21 protein-coding genes and 1 pseudogene are annotated in these 17333 nt (G+C 68.6%); 20 read left to right on the forward strand and 2 right to left on the reverse strand.

The window, feature by feature from the left end; translation table 11 throughout:
- The first annotated feature begins 108 nt into the window (after nucleotides 1-108).
- A complete protein-coding gene (locus IEY14_RS09485) occupies nucleotides 109-789 on the forward strand; it encodes a hypothetical protein (RefSeq protein ID WP_188907959.1) in 681 nt (226 codons plus the stop codon).
- Here the strand turns inward: IEY14_RS09485 and IEY14_RS09490 are convergent.
- Nucleotides 755-1018: a hypothetical protein gene (locus tag IEY14_RS09490; RefSeq protein ID WP_188907960.1), complete on the reverse strand. Its 264-nt coding sequence runs from the start codon at nucleotides 1016-1018 to the stop codon at nucleotides 755-757. The genes IEY14_RS09485 and IEY14_RS09490 overlap by 35 nt on opposite strands.
- Nucleotides 1019-1087: 69 nt before the next feature.
- Here IEY14_RS09490 and IEY14_RS09495 point away from each other — a divergent pair, with 69 nt between their 5' ends.
- The 12 genes from IEY14_RS09495 (at nucleotide 1088) to IEY14_RS09550 (ending at nucleotide 11375) form a co-directional block, all read left to right on the forward strand.
- Nucleotides 1088-1465 (forward strand): hypothetical protein, encoded by a 378-nt coding sequence (locus tag IEY14_RS09495; protein WP_188907961.1) that lies wholly within the window; start codon nucleotides 1088-1090, stop codon nucleotides 1463-1465.
- A 210-nt stretch (nucleotides 1466-1675) separates the two neighbouring features.
- A complete protein-coding gene (locus tag IEY14_RS09500) occupies nucleotides 1676-2026 on the forward strand; it encodes a hypothetical protein (protein WP_188907962.1) in 351 nt (116 codons plus the stop codon).
- An 11-nt stretch (nucleotides 2027-2037) separates the two neighbouring features.
- A complete protein-coding gene (locus IEY14_RS09505; protein ID WP_188907963.1) occupies nucleotides 2038-2445 on the forward strand; it encodes a hypothetical protein in 408 nt (135 codons plus the stop codon).
- A 392-nt stretch (nucleotides 2446-2837) separates the two neighbouring features.
- A complete protein-coding gene (locus IEY14_RS09510; protein ID WP_188907964.1) occupies nucleotides 2838-4949 on the forward strand; it encodes a hypothetical protein in 2112 nt (703 codons plus the stop codon).
- Between the two features lie 64 nt (nucleotides 4950-5013).
- Nucleotides 5014-5832, forward strand: a complete 819-nt coding sequence (locus IEY14_RS09515; protein WP_188907965.1) for a hypothetical protein — start codon at nucleotides 5014-5016, stop codon at nucleotides 5830-5832.
- A 524-nt stretch (nucleotides 5833-6356) separates the two neighbouring features.
- Nucleotides 6357-6887: a terminase small subunit gene (locus tag IEY14_RS09520; RefSeq protein WP_188907966.1), complete on the forward strand. Its 531-nt coding sequence runs from the start codon at nucleotides 6357-6359 to the stop codon at nucleotides 6885-6887.
- On the forward strand, nucleotides 6884-9121 hold the full coding sequence (locus tag IEY14_RS09525; RefSeq protein WP_188907967.1) for a terminase gpA endonuclease subunit: 2238 nt from the start codon (nucleotides 6884-6886) through the stop codon (nucleotides 9119-9121). The genes IEY14_RS09520 and IEY14_RS09525 overlap by 4 nt, the downstream gene beginning before the upstream one ends.
- Nucleotides 9121-9417 carry a hypothetical protein gene (locus IEY14_RS09530; RefSeq protein WP_188907968.1) on the forward strand — a complete coding sequence of 99 codons (297 nt, stop codon included), beginning with the start codon at nucleotides 9121-9123 and terminating at the stop codon, nucleotides 9415-9417. Before IEY14_RS09525 ends, IEY14_RS09530 begins: the two co-directional genes overlap by 1 nt.
- Nucleotides 9414-9686: an Rz1-like lysis system protein LysC gene (locus IEY14_RS09535; RefSeq protein WP_188907969.1), complete on the forward strand. Its 273-nt coding sequence runs from the start codon at nucleotides 9414-9416 to the stop codon at nucleotides 9684-9686. Before IEY14_RS09530 ends, IEY14_RS09535 begins: the two co-directional genes overlap by 4 nt.
- Complete coding sequence (locus IEY14_RS09540) at nucleotides 9683-10132, forward strand: hypothetical protein (RefSeq protein ID WP_188907970.1); 450 nt, start codon at nucleotides 9683-9685, stop codon at nucleotides 10130-10132. Before IEY14_RS09535 ends, IEY14_RS09540 begins: the two co-directional genes overlap by 4 nt.
- Nucleotides 10129-10683: a hypothetical protein gene (locus IEY14_RS09545; RefSeq protein WP_188907971.1), complete on the forward strand. Its 555-nt coding sequence runs from the start codon at nucleotides 10129-10131 to the stop codon at nucleotides 10681-10683. Before IEY14_RS09540 ends, IEY14_RS09545 begins: the two co-directional genes overlap by 4 nt.
- Before the next feature lie 170 nt (nucleotides 10684-10853).
- On the forward strand, nucleotides 10854-11375 hold the full coding sequence (locus tag IEY14_RS09550) for a hypothetical protein (protein WP_188907972.1): 522 nt from the start codon (nucleotides 10854-10856) through the stop codon (nucleotides 11373-11375).
- Between the two features lie 229 nt (nucleotides 11376-11604).
- Here IEY14_RS09550 and IEY14_RS09555 read toward each other — a convergent pair whose 3' ends face one another.
- Nucleotides 11605-11829: a helix-turn-helix domain-containing protein gene (locus IEY14_RS09555; RefSeq protein ID WP_188907973.1), complete on the reverse strand. Its 225-nt coding sequence runs from the start codon at nucleotides 11827-11829 to the stop codon at nucleotides 11605-11607.
- Between the two features lie 173 nt (nucleotides 11830-12002).
- On the opposite strand from IEY14_RS09555, the gene IEY14_RS09560 reads away from it, so the two are divergent.
- The 7 genes and pseudogenes from IEY14_RS09560 to IEY14_RS25860 all read left to right on the forward strand — a co-directional run.
- On the forward strand, nucleotides 12003-12509 hold the full coding sequence (locus IEY14_RS09560; RefSeq protein ID WP_188907974.1) for a hypothetical protein: 507 nt from the start codon (nucleotides 12003-12005) through the stop codon (nucleotides 12507-12509).
- Nucleotides 12510-12560: 51 nt separating this feature from the next.
- A complete protein-coding gene (locus tag IEY14_RS09565; RefSeq protein WP_188907975.1) occupies nucleotides 12561-13424 on the forward strand; it encodes a hypothetical protein in 864 nt (287 codons plus the stop codon).
- Nucleotides 13421-13810, forward strand: a complete 390-nt coding sequence (locus IEY14_RS09570) for a hypothetical protein (protein WP_188907976.1) — start codon at nucleotides 13421-13423, stop codon at nucleotides 13808-13810. Before IEY14_RS09565 ends, IEY14_RS09570 begins: the two co-directional genes overlap by 4 nt.
- Nucleotides 13807-13989, forward strand: coding sequence for a hypothetical protein (locus IEY14_RS09575; protein WP_188907977.1), 183 nt, complete (start codon nucleotides 13807-13809; stop codon nucleotides 13987-13989). Before IEY14_RS09570 ends, IEY14_RS09575 begins: the two co-directional genes overlap by 4 nt.
- A gap of 149 nt (nucleotides 13990-14138) precedes the next feature.
- The gene (locus tag IEY14_RS09580; protein WP_188907978.1) at nucleotides 14139-15050 is read left to right on the forward strand and encodes a tyrosine-type recombinase/integrase; all 912 of its coding nucleotides are present in this window, start codon (nucleotides 14139-14141) and stop codon (nucleotides 15048-15050) included.
- A gap of 4 nt (nucleotides 15051-15054) precedes the next feature.
- Nucleotides 15055-16254, forward strand: coding sequence for an IS91 family transposase (locus tag IEY14_RS09585; protein ID WP_188907979.1), 1200 nt, complete (start codon nucleotides 15055-15057; stop codon nucleotides 16252-16254).
- A 469-nt stretch (nucleotides 16255-16723) separates the two neighbouring features.
- A pseudogene (locus tag IEY14_RS25860) lies at nucleotides 16724-17274 on the forward strand (HAD-IC family P-type ATPase); the annotation flags it as partial.
- Nucleotides 17275-17333 lie beyond the last annotated feature (59 nt).

Here is a 17333-nt window from a genome sequence, read left to right on the forward strand (position 1 = left end):
TAGATCGTTCGAATTTCGAAGGATTCCAGACGCGCTGAAAAAGGACTTCGGGAAAACTTTCTTTACTCCGTCCTATGTTCCGGTCATGAACCGAAGAAAGGAAGTCCCATGCGTGCAGCCCTCGCCAAGATCCTGTCCTCCGTCGCGAGGATCGTATTTCTGCCTGTGGAAATCGTCGTGAACGGGGTCCGGCACGTGATCCAGATGCTCGTCCCGGCACGAAACACCGAGTCGCTGGACGTCGCTGAGGACGTCGTCGGGGAAGAGGTCCCGGCCGAGCAGCTCCAGATGATGGCGGCGGCAAGGGAAGCCCGGAAGGCTGCCGCGGAGGTCCGCAGGTCGGAGCCGATGCGCATCCGCATGGCGGCGAGGGAATTGTCCGAAGGTCGGTCGGTGTCGAAGGCCCTGTTCGATCCGGCCGTGCCGGACGAAGCCGAGGTCCTGGACTGGATGCGGGATCTGGGCGCCTTCCACCTCGGGCTCCTCATGAACGCGACCGACGAGGAGATCGAATGGCACCTGCGCGGCGACCGCTACCGTTCGATTCCTCTCCTGCCTGCGGACGAGGCTCGGGCGGAGGAATTGCGGGAGGCGAACCGCATGCCGGACGAGATCGAGTGGATCCGCATCCTCATCGATCGCAGGAAATCGAACGGCGACTATCCAGACGGCGACCAGATGGACGATCTGATCGCCGAAGCCCGGCAGCTGGTCGAGAGCCGTGCACGCGTCGGCGACCACCTGCCGAGGCGGGTCAGCGGGGGTTCGCGCTACGACGAGGCCGCGTGATCTGCGCGGCTTCGAGCTCGGCGATGCGGGCGAGCGCCCACTCGAGTTCGCCGGCGAGCGCCTTCGAGATGGAGCGCTCGCGGCGCAGGGCACGCGTCATGAGATCGAGAGCCTGCGGGGCGCTGCGGTCGATCTGACGCTCCTGCTGCGCCGCGTTGAACGCCGCCATCGCGAGGGCCTGAATCCCGCCTTCGAGCGAATGACAGAAGCGGGTCGGGTTGTAGGTCATCGGTCCATCTCCGGCGGGACGAGGCCGGCCGGTGCCGAGAACGTCTCACGGTCAGGATAGGAGCACAGAATGACGAACGAAGGGTTAACGGAAGGCCGCGTTCCCCCGAAATTCCGCACTCGAGAGGAGCGCCGGCGGCAGGCCGAGTACTCCGCCCGCCATCGAGCCGCGCACGCCGACGAACCGGACATGCGCGTCGTCGACCGTGCGCTCGTCGAGGCGATCGGTCTCTATATACAAGCGCTGCCGCCCGAGCAGGCCAAGGTCGTCGCACCGGCCCTGGCGGCGAGCGCGATCGCGGGGCTGGAGTATGCCGGTTTCGGCAGGAAGGCGGCGAAACGGGCGGTCGGCCGGCGCGTGCTGTATTTCACCTCCGAGGCATGCCAGGGCATTGTAAAAGCTGCGAAATACCGTGCGAGTGCGGCTTCCGGAGATCTCACGGCGTGAGACGATAACTAGGCCGGCACCCCCGTTACTCCTTCATTCTCCGTGAGTGATCGAGCCGCCGCATAACGCATCTCACACAGCCGCCGCGGATCCCCTCCACGGCGGCTTATTCATGCGATCCTCCCGCAGGTATTTCGGCTTCTCTCTTTCGTCCCCGGACCCGATTTTCGCGTCAGACGGCGCACATCCCACGTGCCGATGGAGACCCAGATGCTGCACCGGAGCACCCCCCAGACCGCCGACGCAGAGGAAGCAGCCCGCCGCCGCGCCGTCCGCCTCGTCGCCATCCACGTCACCGGCATGTCGCCGGCAGGTCACGGTGACACGCACGCACGGCTTCGCGCCTCGCTCTCCGGCGCCGGCGCGGCGTGGTTCGACGACGTGCTCGAGACGGCTGCCGTCACCGCGGCGTGCGAGATCAATCCGAGCGAGTGGGACGTCGGGGGTCTGCCGCCCGTGACGGAGGCCGAGCTCGCGGCGCTGGTCGATGCCGGGGTGATGGAGGCCCTCGAAGACGAGGACGCGCCCGAGCCTGCGTTCGGTTCCGGGATGCGGATGTGATGGAGGGAACGATGATGGACGAGAACGAGATCGACGAGGTGACCGAGGCGACGGACGACCCATTCGCGGGTCTCGAGGCCGAGGAGCGCGAACGCGCCTCCCGCATGCGTTCCGGGTTCGCCAACGCCGTCTCGGCATGCGGTCTGAGCACCGAAGAGACGATGTCGTACCTCGGTCAGAGCCGGTCCACGGTCGAGAAAAAGAGGGCGGGCAAGCTGCCGATGACCGCCGCCGACGGAAAGGCGCTCTCCGGGTTGTGGCACAGGATCCGGAGCGGCAAGGTCCAGGACCTGCCGCCGGGTCCGTTCGGGATGGCGGTCACGATGCTCGTCCTGTCCGGGAGACACGTCCCGCAGCAGACGAAGCGGGGCCGACCGAGGTACGTGCCGACGGACGCTACGGCCGACGAACCGTCGTGACCGATGCGGGTCCGTCCGGCGTCGCTCGGGCGATCCGCAATGCAGGACAAGCGGTTGCGCCGTGTGCGGGGCGCTGCCGAGATCGAGATAAGTGATTCCGGGATCGAGATCGGCGCTACGGACCTCGACATAACGCTTCCGGCGGCGACCCCGGAGGCGAATATCCTAACAGTGATAGGTATTTAGCGGGAAAATCGGCCCTTGCCGCAGGCCGGCGGATCTGCCTATTTTCTGTCCTGAAAAGCGAAAAGGGCCCGCCGGCAAGCGAGCCCTTTTCAGACAGAAACCTGGCCGGTGAGGGACAGGGCATTCGGATGGGTCGATTATAGCGTTTCGGCGCGTAAGCGGCAACCCCGATCCCCCATCCGGCCCTACGTGGATCGGGTAGGGAATTGAGCTTCGAAGACAGGCCGGACGGGATCGTCTGGAGGAACAGCTGGGACGAGGACCGGTTCGGCGACGACCCGGCGATCGGCAACCCGTTCACGGGCGAACAGGCCACGATGGCGGCCCGTTGGGACGTCCGGACCTGGTGGCGCGAGATGGCGCGCCGGTACGGGCTTACCGAAAACGAGTCGATGATCGCCGTCGAGCTCTGGGCCGAAGCCGTGGGTCTCGGCCGGTGGACGAACTACTCCCGCAGCGACGAGCACTACGCCAAGTTCCCGAAGAGCGTGTTCTACACGAAGCGTCTGATCTGCTCGGGCGTCGACGGGCTGGAGAGGAAGGGTCTCGTCTGGAACTGGCGGCAGGTGCCGTACGGATTCGGGTGGCAGAGCGCCGTGAAGGCGACGCCCGAACTGGTCGCGATGGTCCAGGCCGTCATCGACGCCATCGGCCGTCCCTATCCCGCCCGACCGAAGAGCGTACTCGTCCTCCGCGACGCGGACGGCAAGCCCATGCCGATCCGCGAGACCGGCGAGACGAGGCGGATGACCGTGGATCTCGAGGACTACAACAACCTCCTGCGCTCCTCGACCGTCGACGGAGAGCACGCCACCTGTGTCCGGCGCGTCTTCAACGAGACCATCAAGCAGGGCGGCCGGCACTACTGCATCGGCCTGTCGTACCAGCGGAAGCCCTTCTTCGAGCGGGCCCGGATGATGATCAACGGTCGGAGCGTCGTCGAGTACGACTACGGCAGCCAGCATCCGTGCCTGCTCTACGCGATGGCGGGACTGCCGATCCCGGAGGACGCCTACGACCTCGAATGGTGGGATCGCGATCTCCAGAAGGTCGCCTTCCTCGTGATGATCAACTGCAGCGATCCGGACGTGGCGTTGCATTCGATCGCCGGGAAGCCTGCGATGGGCAAGGTGGCCGAGCCGGGCTCCGAGGAGGCCCTGCGCGTAGCGTCGGCGCTCTATGCCGAACTCGCCGATCGACACAGAGCGATCGCGCACATGTTCTCGACCGGCATCGGACGGGTGCTGCAGCGCAAGGATTCCGACATGATGGCGGAGGTCCTGAGAGAGATGACGAAGGCGAAGCGGTTGGCATTGCCCGTCTTCGACAGCTGCATTGTCGAGGAAGCCGATGGAGACCTCCTGGCGGACGTCATGCGCAGGGTCGCGATCCGGGCTAAGGTGGAGGGAATTCGGATCGAGAAGGTCGTCCCGAAGAAGGATTCTTCCGTAACGGAAGATTTCGACGAATTCCCAGTGCAGGAAGGGCGTGCAGCGGAAACGTCACGTCTTATGCCTGCTTCTTCCCTTCCTTCTTCCTCTCTCTCTTCCTCCCCCTTCCAGGATCAGGCGCTGGAGCTGAAAGCTGCGTCGCGCCGAGCCGTAGGCGAGGCGCTGCGGACCGAGGCCGAAGGCCGACCGCCCCTTCCTGAATCCTTCCTCTCCGTCTCGGACGCCTCCGCAGAAGCTCCCACGGTCGATTCCGTTCTCGATCCGTCCGGATATGCCATTTTGGTCGAATCCCCCACAGGATCGCCTGACGTCGAACCCCACGACCATTCCTCCTTCCGCTCCAAGTCGCACTCGCTGCCGTGGAATAGATCTTCGATCCTGGCGTCCCTGGACCTGCTCCGACACGACCGTGCCGTCGCCGCCGCCCGTGCCGTCGCCGGTCCCGCTGTCTCCCCCGACCTCGACTGGACTGCGACCGTCGGCTTCGGTCTCGCGCAGAACACCGATCGTGGGTCATGCTGGACCTGGTCGCAACCCGGCCGGCGGGAGTGCGTCGTCCATCTCGTCAACGCCGCCGCCGAGACGGTCCTCGCCGTCGTCGATCAGGCCGCCGCGGGAAGGGTCGTCGAGGCCTACCTGCGGTCGCTCTCAGGATCCGGTCCTCGGCTGCGCATCGACGTGTCGTATGCCGGCCGCTACGATCTCGGCGTGTCGCCCGAGGAGAACTCCTTCCGCTTCGAGCCCGTCACCGACGTCCTGCGCCGTCCGTCGCTCGTCCCCGGCGCGCCCGACGTCGAGGACGACGAGCCGCCGTTCGTGACGGACGAGGCGTGGTTCGACGACGAGGACCTGCCACTCGCCGCCTGAACCCCGGGGATCTCCGTGGACGGGCTCGACTACCGTGCCGGCCGTCCTCGCCCCGGAGCCCTGCATGCCGTCCCGCGACCTCGTCTCCATCCGCTCCCGCGACCTCGATCATCTCGCCCGCCGCTACCGCGAGCTCTCCGTGGACTTCGGCCGATCGATGCAGGGCACTCTGAACGAGGTCGCCACGTCCTCGACGAAGCGCATGAAGAGCCGCTTCGAAACCGACATCGACGGCGGTCCGACGAAATGGACGGCCATCAAGCCGGGGAGCACCTCGGGCTCGGTCGTCACGCGGAAGGGAACGTACGACCCGAACGCCTCTGCGATCTCGTCGAAGATCGAGGTCTCGCCGAACCAGTCGCGCTACCTGAAGTACCTCCTTGGCGTCGAGCGGGAACGGCGCGCCGGCGACACGGGCGCCGCCGACGAATGGAACTTCATCCCGGTCGCGGACGCCTATCCATACCTGGACGAGCAAGGGGTGGACCCGGTCTACGGTCAGAACCTCCGCCAGAAGACGATCTCCCGCCTGATGAAGCGGGCGGCGGCCCAGCAGAAGAAGCTCGACGACTATCGCGCCCGCGGGAAGCCGGTGCAGGACACGGGGCCGCTCCGGTTCGGCCGGATCTTCTTCGGGCGCATCGGCCGTACGACCGGCTTCTTCGAGCGTCCGGTCGGCCGGCCGAGGGACATCAAGCTCCTCATCCTGGCGCAGAAGATCAGCCGGTACGACCGCTCCGACGGCTACCTCGTCCCCGCCTGGAACGACTCGGTGCTCGCCGCAGCGAGGACGATCCCCATGCGCATGGAACGTCGCCTGAACGAGGCGCTCGCGGCGCGTAACGGCGGGGGTGGAGGATCCGGCGCGGGCGGGCCACCGTGACGATGCCGTCCGTGGCGCGTCAGGAAGGCCGCTGGAGGGCGGAACGCGGAACCGGCATCGGACGTGATTTCGGAAACGTGCGACGTGCGGGCGGCTGCGTCGGCTACGGACACTCACGCCGTGAGACGAGCGAGGACGGCCGCTGAAGGGAGGAAGGGCGCGGCCGTGTACCTCCACGGGCCCGCTGCCGGTTCGGGCTGCCGCCGCGGGGCCGCCGCGCCGCCGCCGCCGGCCGCCAGGCCCCGGGGGGCCCCAGGGGCTGCAGCCGTAGGCGGGAGGTTCGCGCAGGACCCTCGCGTACGTGCTTACGGAAGTTTCGAACCGGCCCCAGCAGGCCAGCAGGGCCTCCACGGCGGCTCCCCCGGGAACTCCGGGGACGGGAACGGGCAGAACCTGACGGGTCGACACCCGTCCGGAGCCCCGAAGTGAGCCGATCCTCCCGCCGCCGCGACCCCCTCCGTCGCCGCGACCCCGCGGCCGCCGTCGAGGACGCGGTCGAATCGGCCGAGCGCTCCGACCGCGTCGTGTCCCTCAGCCGGGCGGCCGTCCTCCTCGGCCGCAACCGGGAGACCCTGTCGGCCTGGATGGCCAAGGGCATGCCGGTCGAGGGACGCGGCGGTACCGGCGAGGCCGTCCTCGTCGACCTGAAGCGGGTCGTCGAATGGCTCGAGGCCCGGGCCCGCGAGGACGAGCGCCGGAAGTTCGCCCGTCCGGACCCCGGCGCCGAGGGAGACCGCCCCCTGACGACCAGGGAGAAGATCGAGCTGGCGAAGCTGGCCGGCCAGACGATGAAGAACGGCAAGGACGCCGGCTACCTGGTGCCCCGTCCCGTCGTCGAGGCGGCGTTCGAGCGGTGCCTCGGCATCGTCCGGATCTCCGTGATGGCCGTCCCGGAGCGCCTGGTGCGCGAGATGTCCGGATTCCCCGAGGACCGGAAGGCCGTCTGGCGGAAGAAGGCCATCCGGTCCTGCGCCGCGTCCCTTGAGGAGGCCGCCGAGAGCATCGCCACGGCCATGTCGACGTTCGATCCGGGCGCGGACGCCGCCGACGAATGAGCCTCCTCGACGATCCCGGCTTCACCAGGGACTGCATCGAGCTCACCCGCACGGGCGCGGGCGCCTTCCTGGCCGCCCTCGGGAAGGGTGCGCAGGCGCTCGTCCCGAACGAGCCGATGGACATCGTCGAGTGGATCGAGTCCCACGTCGTCATCCCGCCGGAGGTGTCCGAGCGGGCGGGTCCGGCCGAGGTCACGAAGCTCCAGGCCGGCATCCTGCGGGCTGGACAGGACCACCGCACCCGGCAACGGACCTTCAAGAAGCCCGTCCGCATCGGCTCCTCGCTGATGACGGCCTTCGAGATCCTCTACTACGCCTTCCACGAAGGGCAGCCGTGCATCTACTACGAACGCAGCGACGGCGCCGCGCAGGACTTCCACGACAAGGTCCTGATGCCGCTGATCCTGGCAAGTCCGAAGCTCGCCCCGCTGCTCCGTCCGCGGACGAAGGCGGGGGTCCAGGACGCCTGGTCGGACATCATCCTGCGCAACGGTGCCCCGATCCAGATGCGTTCGGCGTCCAACAACTCGTCGTTCCGCGCCATCAAGGGCTCCAAGGTCTTCGCCGACGAGGTCTCGTCCAAGGAATGGCGCGACCTGTCCAAGCACTCCGAGGGTTCGAAGCTCGGTCTCGCCCGGAACCGCGGCCAGCAGTTCGCGAACTTTCTCCTCGGCGTCGGCTCGACCCCCACGAACGCCGGCGAGTGCGTCGTGTCGATCGAGCTCGCCCGGTCAGACCGTCGCCGGTTCCACGTTCCGTGCCCGCACTGCCAGGTCATGATCCCCTTGCTGCCGGACATCCGCCGGTCGGAGAGCCGTTCCATGAAGACGGGCGGCGGGCTGCGCTGGACCGAGACCGACGACCGCGTGGACGACGCCTGGTACGAATGCCAGGAGTGCGACCGCCACATCGAGGAGGTCCAGAAGCTCGACCTCCTGGACAAGGGCGAATGGGTCGCCACCTCCACCACCGGCGAGGAGGGCCACGCCGGCTTCGAGATCTGGGGCATCTACTCGTCCGACCCGCGCTCCGGGTTCCTGGACATCGCCCGCGACCACCGGAAGGCCCAGCACGACGCCGGGGAGATGCCTCGGTTCGTCAACACCGTGCTCGCGCAGGAGTTCTCCCGCTCGCCCGTGGCCGAGGTAGACCCCGCCTCGCTGGACGCCCGGAAGGTGGCCTACAAGCTGGCCGACGGGACGCCGGCGGAAGGTCCGTCGTGGGCGATCGGCGCCTGGGCGGGCATCGACGCCCAGCAGGGCAGCCTCGACGACCAGACGCGTCCTCCGCGCCTCGAGATGACCATCCACGTCACGGGCCCGAACCGGCGCCGCGCCGTCGTGAAGCACCATGTGATCGCCTTCCGGGAGGTCGTCGACCGCTTCACCGGCGAGATCGAGGAGGTCCCGGTCGAGCCCTTCACGGCCGCCTGCGCCGACATCGTCTGGGAGATCCTGGAACGGGGCATCCTGCTCGAGGACGGCCGTCGCCTGCCGATCAAGAGGTGCGCCGTGGACAACGGCTGGCGCACGGACGACGCCCAGAAGTTCTGCATGCTCCCGAAGTCGAAGGCGCTCGGCATCGTGCCCGTGCGCGGCGCCTCGTCGGAGCGGGCGGGCAACCGTGCGCCGCTCGTCCCGGCGAACCTGATGGTCGCCAGGAGCCCCAAGAGCGGCAGGCAGTACCTCTGGGTCGGCACGCAGACCGCCAAGGACATCATCCGGCGCATCCTCTCGATCCCGGTGCCGGGTCCGGAGAGCGTCGAGTTCTCGGCCGACCTGCCCGAGGACTACTTCCGCGGCCTCCTGCAGGAGCGCCTGGTCGAGATCCGGCCGGGCGTCCGCATGTGGCGGCCCATCGACCCCAAGATCACGGCCGAGCCGCTGGACTGCCTGGCCTACTCCCTCGCCATGGAAAGGATGGACGTGCGCAAGAACCCGAGACTGAGGAAGGCGATCGACGAGATCGCTCCGGAGGCCGTCGAGGCCGCCCTGGTGGCTCAGGCGGAGGCCGCCGCGGCGCCCGTCGACCCGCCGCCCGAGCCGCCGGCCGACGCATCCCCCGGGAAGTCCGGGGAGGCCGAGGGGCAGGCTGGCGACCAGACGTCGGGTGGCGTCCGGTTCCGCATCGTCCAGCGCGTCGTGCCGCGTCCCGTCCCGCCCGTCGAGACGGAGCCGGCGAAGGCGCAGAAGGTGCGGCGCCGTCCGAAGCAGACAGGCGGGATCGGCTGGTGATGGACCTCTTCAGAAGCCTCGCGGACACGGCCGCCGACCTGAAGACGATGCGGGCCACGCTGGACATCCGGACGACGGAGCGGGACGCCGCCCGGGCCGAGACCGCCCTGGTGGCGCGGGACCGCGCCGCCTCCGTCGCCGCCCTCGAGACCGAACGGACCCGCGCCGTCGCGGCCGAGCGGAAGGCAGCCGACCTGCGCATCCGGATCGCCCGCGACGTCGGCACGGACCGCGACGGGCCGACCGCGCCGGTGCTCCGGGACGTCCTGCGTGCCATGCGGGAGGGAGCCCGATGAGGAACGGTGAGGCACTATCGTTCGCTTTCCTGGCATCGCTCCTCGGCGGCTGCGCGGCCGGTCCCGCGACCGTCGTGCGCACCCCACTGGCCGAGAGGATCCCGGCTTCGCTGACCACCTGCGCCGCCCGTCCGGAGCCCGGCGCGGCGGATCGGCAGTCAGACGTCGCGGCGTTCGTCGTCGAGCTGGACGCCGCCGGCGAGGACTGCCGCGGGAAGGTCGACGCCATCAGGAAGATCGTCGCCGAGGACACCGGGAGGACGGGATGACGACCCCTACGCCTCCGCCGCCCGGTCCGCCGCCACCGCCCACACCGCCGCCCGGTTTCCTCGCCAGCCTGAAGGCGCGTGTGGACGCCATCGGCGGCATCGTGACCGTCCTCGGCGCCACCGGCACGATCGTCGTCGCCGGGGTCGGCACGACGCAGGGCTACGTCCAGAAGGCCTACGACTATTTCGTCACCGCCGAGAAGACGACGAGCCAGGTCTCGGCCCTGGACGAGCGCCTGAAACTCGTCGAGGCGGAGAAGACGGTCCTTCAGAAGGACCGAGCAGAGGTCGCCCGGATCGCCTCCGAGCTGAAGGCCACGGCCGACCGCCTGGCGCAGACCGGCGTCGACGTCACGACCATGCGCGAACTCCTTCAGCGCCTCGAGGTGAAGCTCGCAACTCTCGACGGCGTCCTCGACGGCATGCGGGACAGGAGGCGGAAATGACCCCCCTCATGAGGATCGCGCTCGGCGCGGCCGCGGCGATCGTCGGGGTCGGCGTCTGGCAGGCGTCCCGCGACCCGCAGGTCTACTCCGCGCCCTCGGACTACCGGGTCGAGCGCCGCATCATCGACGGCAACGAACGCGTCGTCGTCTATGCCGCCGTCACGAAGCTGCTCGACTGCGACCTCGACCGAGGTGACGGGCCGTTGTGGATCGAGTTCGAGAACGAGGGCGAGGACGTGCCGCCGATCAGCGCCTTCTATCGGCCGGACGGCACGCAGTCGGGATCGAACGCGATCCGGGGCGGCCAGAGCATGGTGCTCGACGGCTACTCCGCCACGATACCGAACCGGATGCGCGGCTTCGGCGGCACGTTCACCGTCATGATCCCGTGCCAGCTCTGGACGGACGGTCCCGGCGGCACGCGGCAGTGGGGTCGGAACGTCTTGGCGACCTGGGGACCGATCGCGGTGCCGCCGCCCGGCATGTCCGTGACCAGCGTCGGCGCCAAGTTGACGTTCACGGCCCGGGCGGCGGCCGCGCTTCCGCAATAGCGGCAACGCCCGCATCTTCCGCAACAACGGAAGGGTCCGTTTCCGTTGTTGCGGAAGGGCGCCGGTCCCGACTTCCGCTTATCGGAAAAGCGTGCATTTCCGCATTTGCGGAAATAGTGCTTGATTTCCGTAAATGCGGAAATATGCTGTCGGGACTGATGGAGGTCCCGATGACGAATGCAGCAATCCTCGAGCAGATCGGCAACGCTCTCTACGGCGGGCGCTGGAAGTCCGACCTGGCCGGCGATCTAAGCCTGTCGGCGCGCATGCTGCGTCTCTATGCGTCCGGCTCGCATCCCGTGCCCGACGCCGTCGTCGATCGTGCGCGTGATCTCGCGAGAACACGGGCGGAGACGCTCCTCGCGCTCGCCGGCGACGCCGCACCGGTCGCCGCCTCGGCCGCAGTCGGTCGCCCGGCGGGCGTTCCGCTGGACGGCGATGCCTACCTCGCACTCGCGAAGCGGCTCGGCAGCCAACGTCCATCGGGCATGTCCGCGGGAGAGTGGGCGGCGCGGAACGCGTCGACGCATCATGTGCGAAGCCGCGATACCGGCTCCGATCTGCAGCTGAGGGGTGTCGGGACGTTCGATCTGCAGATCTGGGGCGATGTCGGCCGGATCGAGGCAATCAACCTCCGCGTCGAAGCGGATCGGCTCGCGCTCGCCGACTACACGTTAATCGAACCGGCCTGACGATACCCGCCGTTAACCGGCAATTTCGGGAACGCTGGACGCCGGCGCCGGTCCTGGCCTAGCCTTCCCTCAACGCCTCACGGCGCCTTTCGCCCCGTCGGGGCGGTTTCGCATGCCGACGGGCACGTCCCGTCATCGAGATCACCGTCGCCCCACGGGGCGGACCACCGGACCTCGCACGAGGTCCTCCCTTCGTCCTCTGCGGGGACGGGGTCGGTCCGCCTGGGCGCTATTCCTCGTCGCTCTCCGCCAACCGGCTCAGCTCCTCGCGTTCGCGTTGCGGGAGCATTTCGTATGCCCGGATGACCGTCTTCACATACCTCGGCACCTCGCTGCCGAACTGCCCGCGCAGCTGACGGCTGACGGTGTTCGGCGCGACGCCGAGCAGCGCCGCCAAACGCTTCTGCGTCAGGCCCGCACGCTTCGCTCTCTGCTGCCACGGTTCGTCGTCCATGGCGACGAGGAGTATCCGGCCCGGCTCCGGAGCGCAAGAAATCAACGTCACGTATAAAAATCCTCTTGCATTCTAATCAACGTCGCGTAGATTTTAATATACGTCACGTCGATAGGCAAGGACGTTCACCGGCAAGGCCCCGAGGGGCGACGCCAACGAGAAGGAAGAGAATCATGGCCCAGTTCACCACCCCCGTCGTCGCCCGCGCCTGGAACGCCGAGAAGGACGCCGCCGCTGCTGAGACCCCGATCGAGGTCGGCCTCGGATACTGGAGCGGCATCGACGTCGACGGCGGTCTCCGCGTCCTCGAGCTCGACGCCGGCGCCGGCCGTCCGCTGGAGTTCGAGACCCACAAGCGCGGCAACAACTGGACCGCCGTGCTGACGGGCAAGAACGCCGCAAACATGAGCCGCGAGTTCCGCCGCTATCAGAACCGTCACTTCGATTACTCGTCGTTGTCCGTCGGCGACGCGCTCGAGGTCGGCGCCGACTACGTCACGTCGGGCGGCAACAGGAAGCCGTGCCGCTACTACGTGCTCGCGGTCCACATCGACGACGACCGCTTCGGCTTCGTCCTGTTCGACACCGCCGCGCAGGTCATGAAGGCCGCCCGGACCTACCGACAGAACGTCATGATCGAGCACGGCGAGGATCCCCGCGTCGCGGCCAAGGCCGCCTGACCCCGCCTGGGAGGGGCCATGGTCCCTCCCGCCGTCCTTCCGGAGATCGTCATGTCCAAGATCACGCTGACCCAGACCGAGAACGGCCACGCTCTGTCGTTCCGCTTCAATCCCGTCCTGAATTCGCTCGTGAAGAAGACCTTCCCGGGCGCCGCCTTCTCCGCCGCCGACAGGGGCTGGAGGATCCCGCACGCGGACCCCCGCACGCTCGCCGTCTTCGTCGATTTCGCCGAGGAGACGCTCGCCAAGGAGGACGCCGAGCTCGACGCCCAGCGTGCCGCCGTCGAGGCCTGGCGCGAAGGCGAGCGCATCGCGAAGGAGCGCCGCGACGCGGAGTTCGAGGCCGGCCAGAAGGCTTTCTTCGAAGCCGCCCAGGAGCGCGACCGCCTGCGCGGCGCCGGCAGCTTCCTGACGCTCGACGCCTCGATCCGGAAGGGCGACGTCATCCAGCGCGACGGGCGCGACGTCCTCGTCCTCGACGCCTGGAAGTCCCCGTACATCTCCGGTCCGGAAGCCGTTCGCCGCGGCACGCCCGAGTTCGCACGCACCAGCCCGTTCTTCGTGAAGTTCGAGACCGCGACGGCCGAGAACCTCGCGGAGCGCGATGCCGAGCGCGAGTTCGCCCGCGTTGCCGCCCGCCGGCTCGAGATCCTGCAAGAGGCCTCGCAGTCGGACGACATTCCCGTCGTCGAGGGTGTCATCGGCGGCCGCGTCATCGAGCCGGCAGGACGCGGCTGGAGGTCGTCGATCTTCCGCCTCGACGACGCCTGGCTCTGGCACGTCCTCGACCACGGCTGGACGGCCGACGACGGCGACGCGGCGTTCCGCCCGACCTTCAACTACGGCCACTCCACCGCCCGCCGCATCCCGGCGACGGACGAGATCCGCGCCCTGTTCGCCGAGGTGGCGGCATGACCCGCATCGATCTCGCCCGCGTCCTCACGATCCTCCTCGCCGCAGAGCCAATCGTCTGGCGCCGCCGCGTCGTCCAGGGCGACGTCGCCGAGCTGTCCGATTGGATCGCCCGCAAGGGCCGCGTTCCCGCGTTCCGGTGGAACGGCGACAAGACCGAGAACGCCCTGTCCATGCGCCTCCACGCCTACGCCGTCCGCCTCGCGAACGAGGACGGGATCCCGTCGCCGGAAAATCCCATGATCGCCGCCCGGTCCGAGTGCTCGACGCCGCGCCACCTCCGCCCGTCGCCGACCCGCATCGTCGAGCGCCGCCGCACGGACGAGGCGCGGCGGCGCATCGCGGCGGAGGACGCCGATCAGTCTTTCTGGCCGGAGGGCTCCGCATGAGACGGACGCTGACGAAGCTCGACCGCCACGTCGTCAAACTGGAAGCCCGCGTCCGGGATCTGGAGCGCGAGAACGAATGGCTCCGGGCGATGTCCTCGTCCGGCTTCGCCCGCGGGTTGATCAAGCCCGCACCGAGCATCGAATGGACGCCCGCCGCCGAAGAGGAGGACCTGCTGTAGGGCTGACACGGGTGGTTGAACGAACCCGCTTCCGCGGGATGGGCGGCGGCTTCGTCGTTTGGGGAATGATGCGAGCGCGTTGCGCTGATTGAGCGACGCCCGGTTGCGGGCGGACGATCCCGGCTCCTTCACCCGGACGGAGCCTTTCCATGACGACCTCCCTCGTTCCCGCCGCCACCTCGATAAGTCCGTTGCGGCAGCGCCTGATCGCCGACATGACGATGCGGCGCTTCTCGGCCGAGACGCAGCGCAACTACCTGCGCGACGTCGGACGTCTCGCCTCGTTTCTCGGGCGCTCACCCGACACGGCCAGCGCCGAGGATCTGCGCCGCTTCCAGATCGCCCTTCAGGAGGCTGGGCTCGGCGTGCCGACGATGAACGCCATCGTCTCGGCGCTGCGCTTCTTCTTCGTCCACACGATCGACCGACCCGACCTCGCCCGCAAGCTGGTGCGGCTGCGCTATCCCCGCAGCTTGCCCGATGTCCTGAGCCCCGACGAGATGCGTCGCCTGCTCGGCGCCACCGTCTGCCTGAAGCATCTGGCGGCCCTTTCGGTTGCTTACGGCGCAGGGCTGCGCGTCGCCGAGGTCGCGAGCCTCAAGGTCGGCGACATCGACTCCACCCGCATGTTGCTGCGCGTCGAGCGCGGCAAGGGCGGGCGCGACCGCAACGCCATGCTGTCCGCCGACCTCCTCGCTCTTCTGCGCGAATGGTGGATCGAGGGCCATCGGCAGGGCATCCTGCATCGCGAGGGCTGGCTGTTCCCCGGCCAGAGCTGGGATCGGCCCATCTCCACCCGCCAGCTTCACCGCATCGTCGTCGAGGCGGCGCGGGCGGCCGCCATCCCCAAGCGGGTCGGTCCGCACACGCTGCGCCATTCCTTCGCCACGCACCTCCTGGAAGACGGCGTCGACATCCGCGTCATCCAGGTTCTGCTCGGCCACGCCAAGCTCGACACCACCGCGCTCTACGCCAAGGTCGCCGTGCGCACGGTGCGGGCCGTGGTCAGCCCGCTCGACCGGCTCGCCCTGGTTCCCCGCGAGGAGGCCTCGCCCGGCTGAGCCGATGGGCGCCTCGATCGAGGTCGCCGACATCCTGCGTGTTGCCGGGCCCGCGTTCCGGGCGAGCCGTGCCGGGCACGTGAGCCTTTCCGAGCTGAAAGTCATGTCGGCGATCGAGCACTGCCGCACCGCCGCTCTCGGCGGCCATGTCGAGGGCTGCGACGATTGCGGCCATCTGCGGATCGCCTACAACTCCTGCTGCAACCGGCACTGTCCGCGGTGCCAGGGCGCGGCGGCGCGCGATTGGCTGGCCGAGCGACAGGCCGACCTCCTGCCGGTCGGCTACTTCCACGTCGTCTTCACGCTGCCCGCCGAGATCGGCGCGATCGCCTTCCAGAACAAGCGGGCCGTCTACGACCTCCTGTTCCGTGCCTCCACGCAGACGATGACGACGATCGCCGCCGATCCGAAGCATCTGGGTGCCCGCATCGGCCTCACGGCCGTCCTCCACACCTGGGGCTCGGCCATGACCCATCACCCGCACATCCACATGATCGTGCCCGGCGGCGGCCTCTCGCCGGACGGAACGCGCTGGATCACCTCGCGTCCCGCCTTCCTCCTGCCCGTGCGGGTGCTCGGCGCCCTGTTCCGACGCCTCTTCCTCGAAGGCCTCGCCGCCCTCTACCGTGCCAACCAACTTGCCTTCCATGGCACAATGGCGAACCTCGCCGATCCACGCGCCTTCGCCCGCCATCTCGCCCCAGTGCGCCGCAAACGCTGGGTCGTCTACGCCAAGCCGCCCTTCGCCGGGCCAGAGGCCGTTCTGGCCTACCTCTCGCGCTACACCCACCGCGTCGCCATCTCGTCGCGGCGCATCACCGCCTTCGACGGCTGCACCGTCACCTTCCGCGTCAAGGACTACCGTCAAGACGGCGCCGCCCGCCACCGCACTCTGACGGTGGAGGCGGGAGAGTTCATCCGCCGCTTCCTGCTCCACGTTCTGCCTCGCGGCTTCCACCGCATCCGGCACTACGGGTTCCTCACCGGGCCGAACCGCAAGGCCGGCCTTGATCGCATCCGCGAGCTTCTCGGCGCCCCGCCCGTGCCCGAACCTGCCACCACCGAGGTGCCGGACCCGCCCGACATCCGCCCGACTTGCCCGTGCTGCGGCGGAGAGATGCGCATCGTCGGCATCCTCCTGCGCTGGCATCAGCCGCGAGGGCCGCCGCCACGCTCGCCACCGAACCGGGAGCGATCACCATGACCCGGCATGGCACGGCACCGCCATCCGCCCGAGACCATGTGCTCCGGGGCGCGGTCCCGTGCGGCCCTATGAAGGGAAAAGCCGTCGGTAGACGGTCTCGGATCGGTTCCTCGCCCGCCTCGACGACGTCGCTAACGCCAAAACGGGCGGCGTGCCATCGGCATGCTGTACCGTCTGGCGGTCGCGGCCCTTTGCCCCTGCACCGCCGTCAGAAGAAAACCCCATAGCTCACTGACCGGCATCCCGCGGGTTCATTCTTCCGCGACTTTCGTACGCCTCGGGGCGCCCGAAACTCTTCAGGATAGCTGTCAGTCCGCTCTGGAGACGCAGGTACGGACAGCCGACATTGTCGGTCTTACTGAAGCTGTACTCAGTGAGCTCCGGCAGCGCATTGGATGCTCGCCCGCCCGCCGCCCGCGGCGACGTCGTCCAGCATCTCGCCGACGAGAAAGAGGAGCACGACCGTCGCGGCCTCTTCCTCGGCGTCGATGAAGACGGTGCCTATGGCGGCAATGCTCATCAACGTCTGAGGGCGTCCGGCACCCGATCCGCCAAGCTAACGGGCGACAACAGGCGCACCGCGGAGGCGGTCGCCGCAGGCCTCGGCATCGAAGGGCGCGCCGACCTCTTACCGCAGAACAAACAGCGCATCGTGCGCGAGCTTCAAGCGGATGGCTTCACGGTCGCCAAGATCTGCGACGCCATCAACGACGCACCGGCGCTGGCTGCCGCCGAAACGGTATCGCAATGGGCGGCGGAACCGACTTCGCGTTGCAGGCGGCCGGCGCGGCCGTCCCGCACGGACGGCTTCAAGACATCCACGACATGATCGCACGGTGGAAGAGCATCATGGGCAACATTCGGACGAACATCGCCATCGCGCTGGGCCTGGAGATGGTGTTCCTCGTCACCACCGTCGTCGGCATCACGCGCCTCTGGCCGGCCATCCTAGCCGACACGGGCGCGATCCTCCTTGCCACCGCGAAGGCCATGCGCCTTCTCGGCTGTAGGCCCGGTTAGCCACGCCAACCAAACCCTGCGGTCGCTCCGTTTGTGGGTCAAGGCCTTCGCTGGGCGCT

Origin of the sequence: Aureimonas endophytica, from assembly GCF_014642635.1 — a bacterium.
GTDB classification, from domain to species: Bacteria; Pseudomonadota; Alphaproteobacteria; order Rhizobiales; family Rhizobiaceae; genus Plantimonas; species Plantimonas endophytica.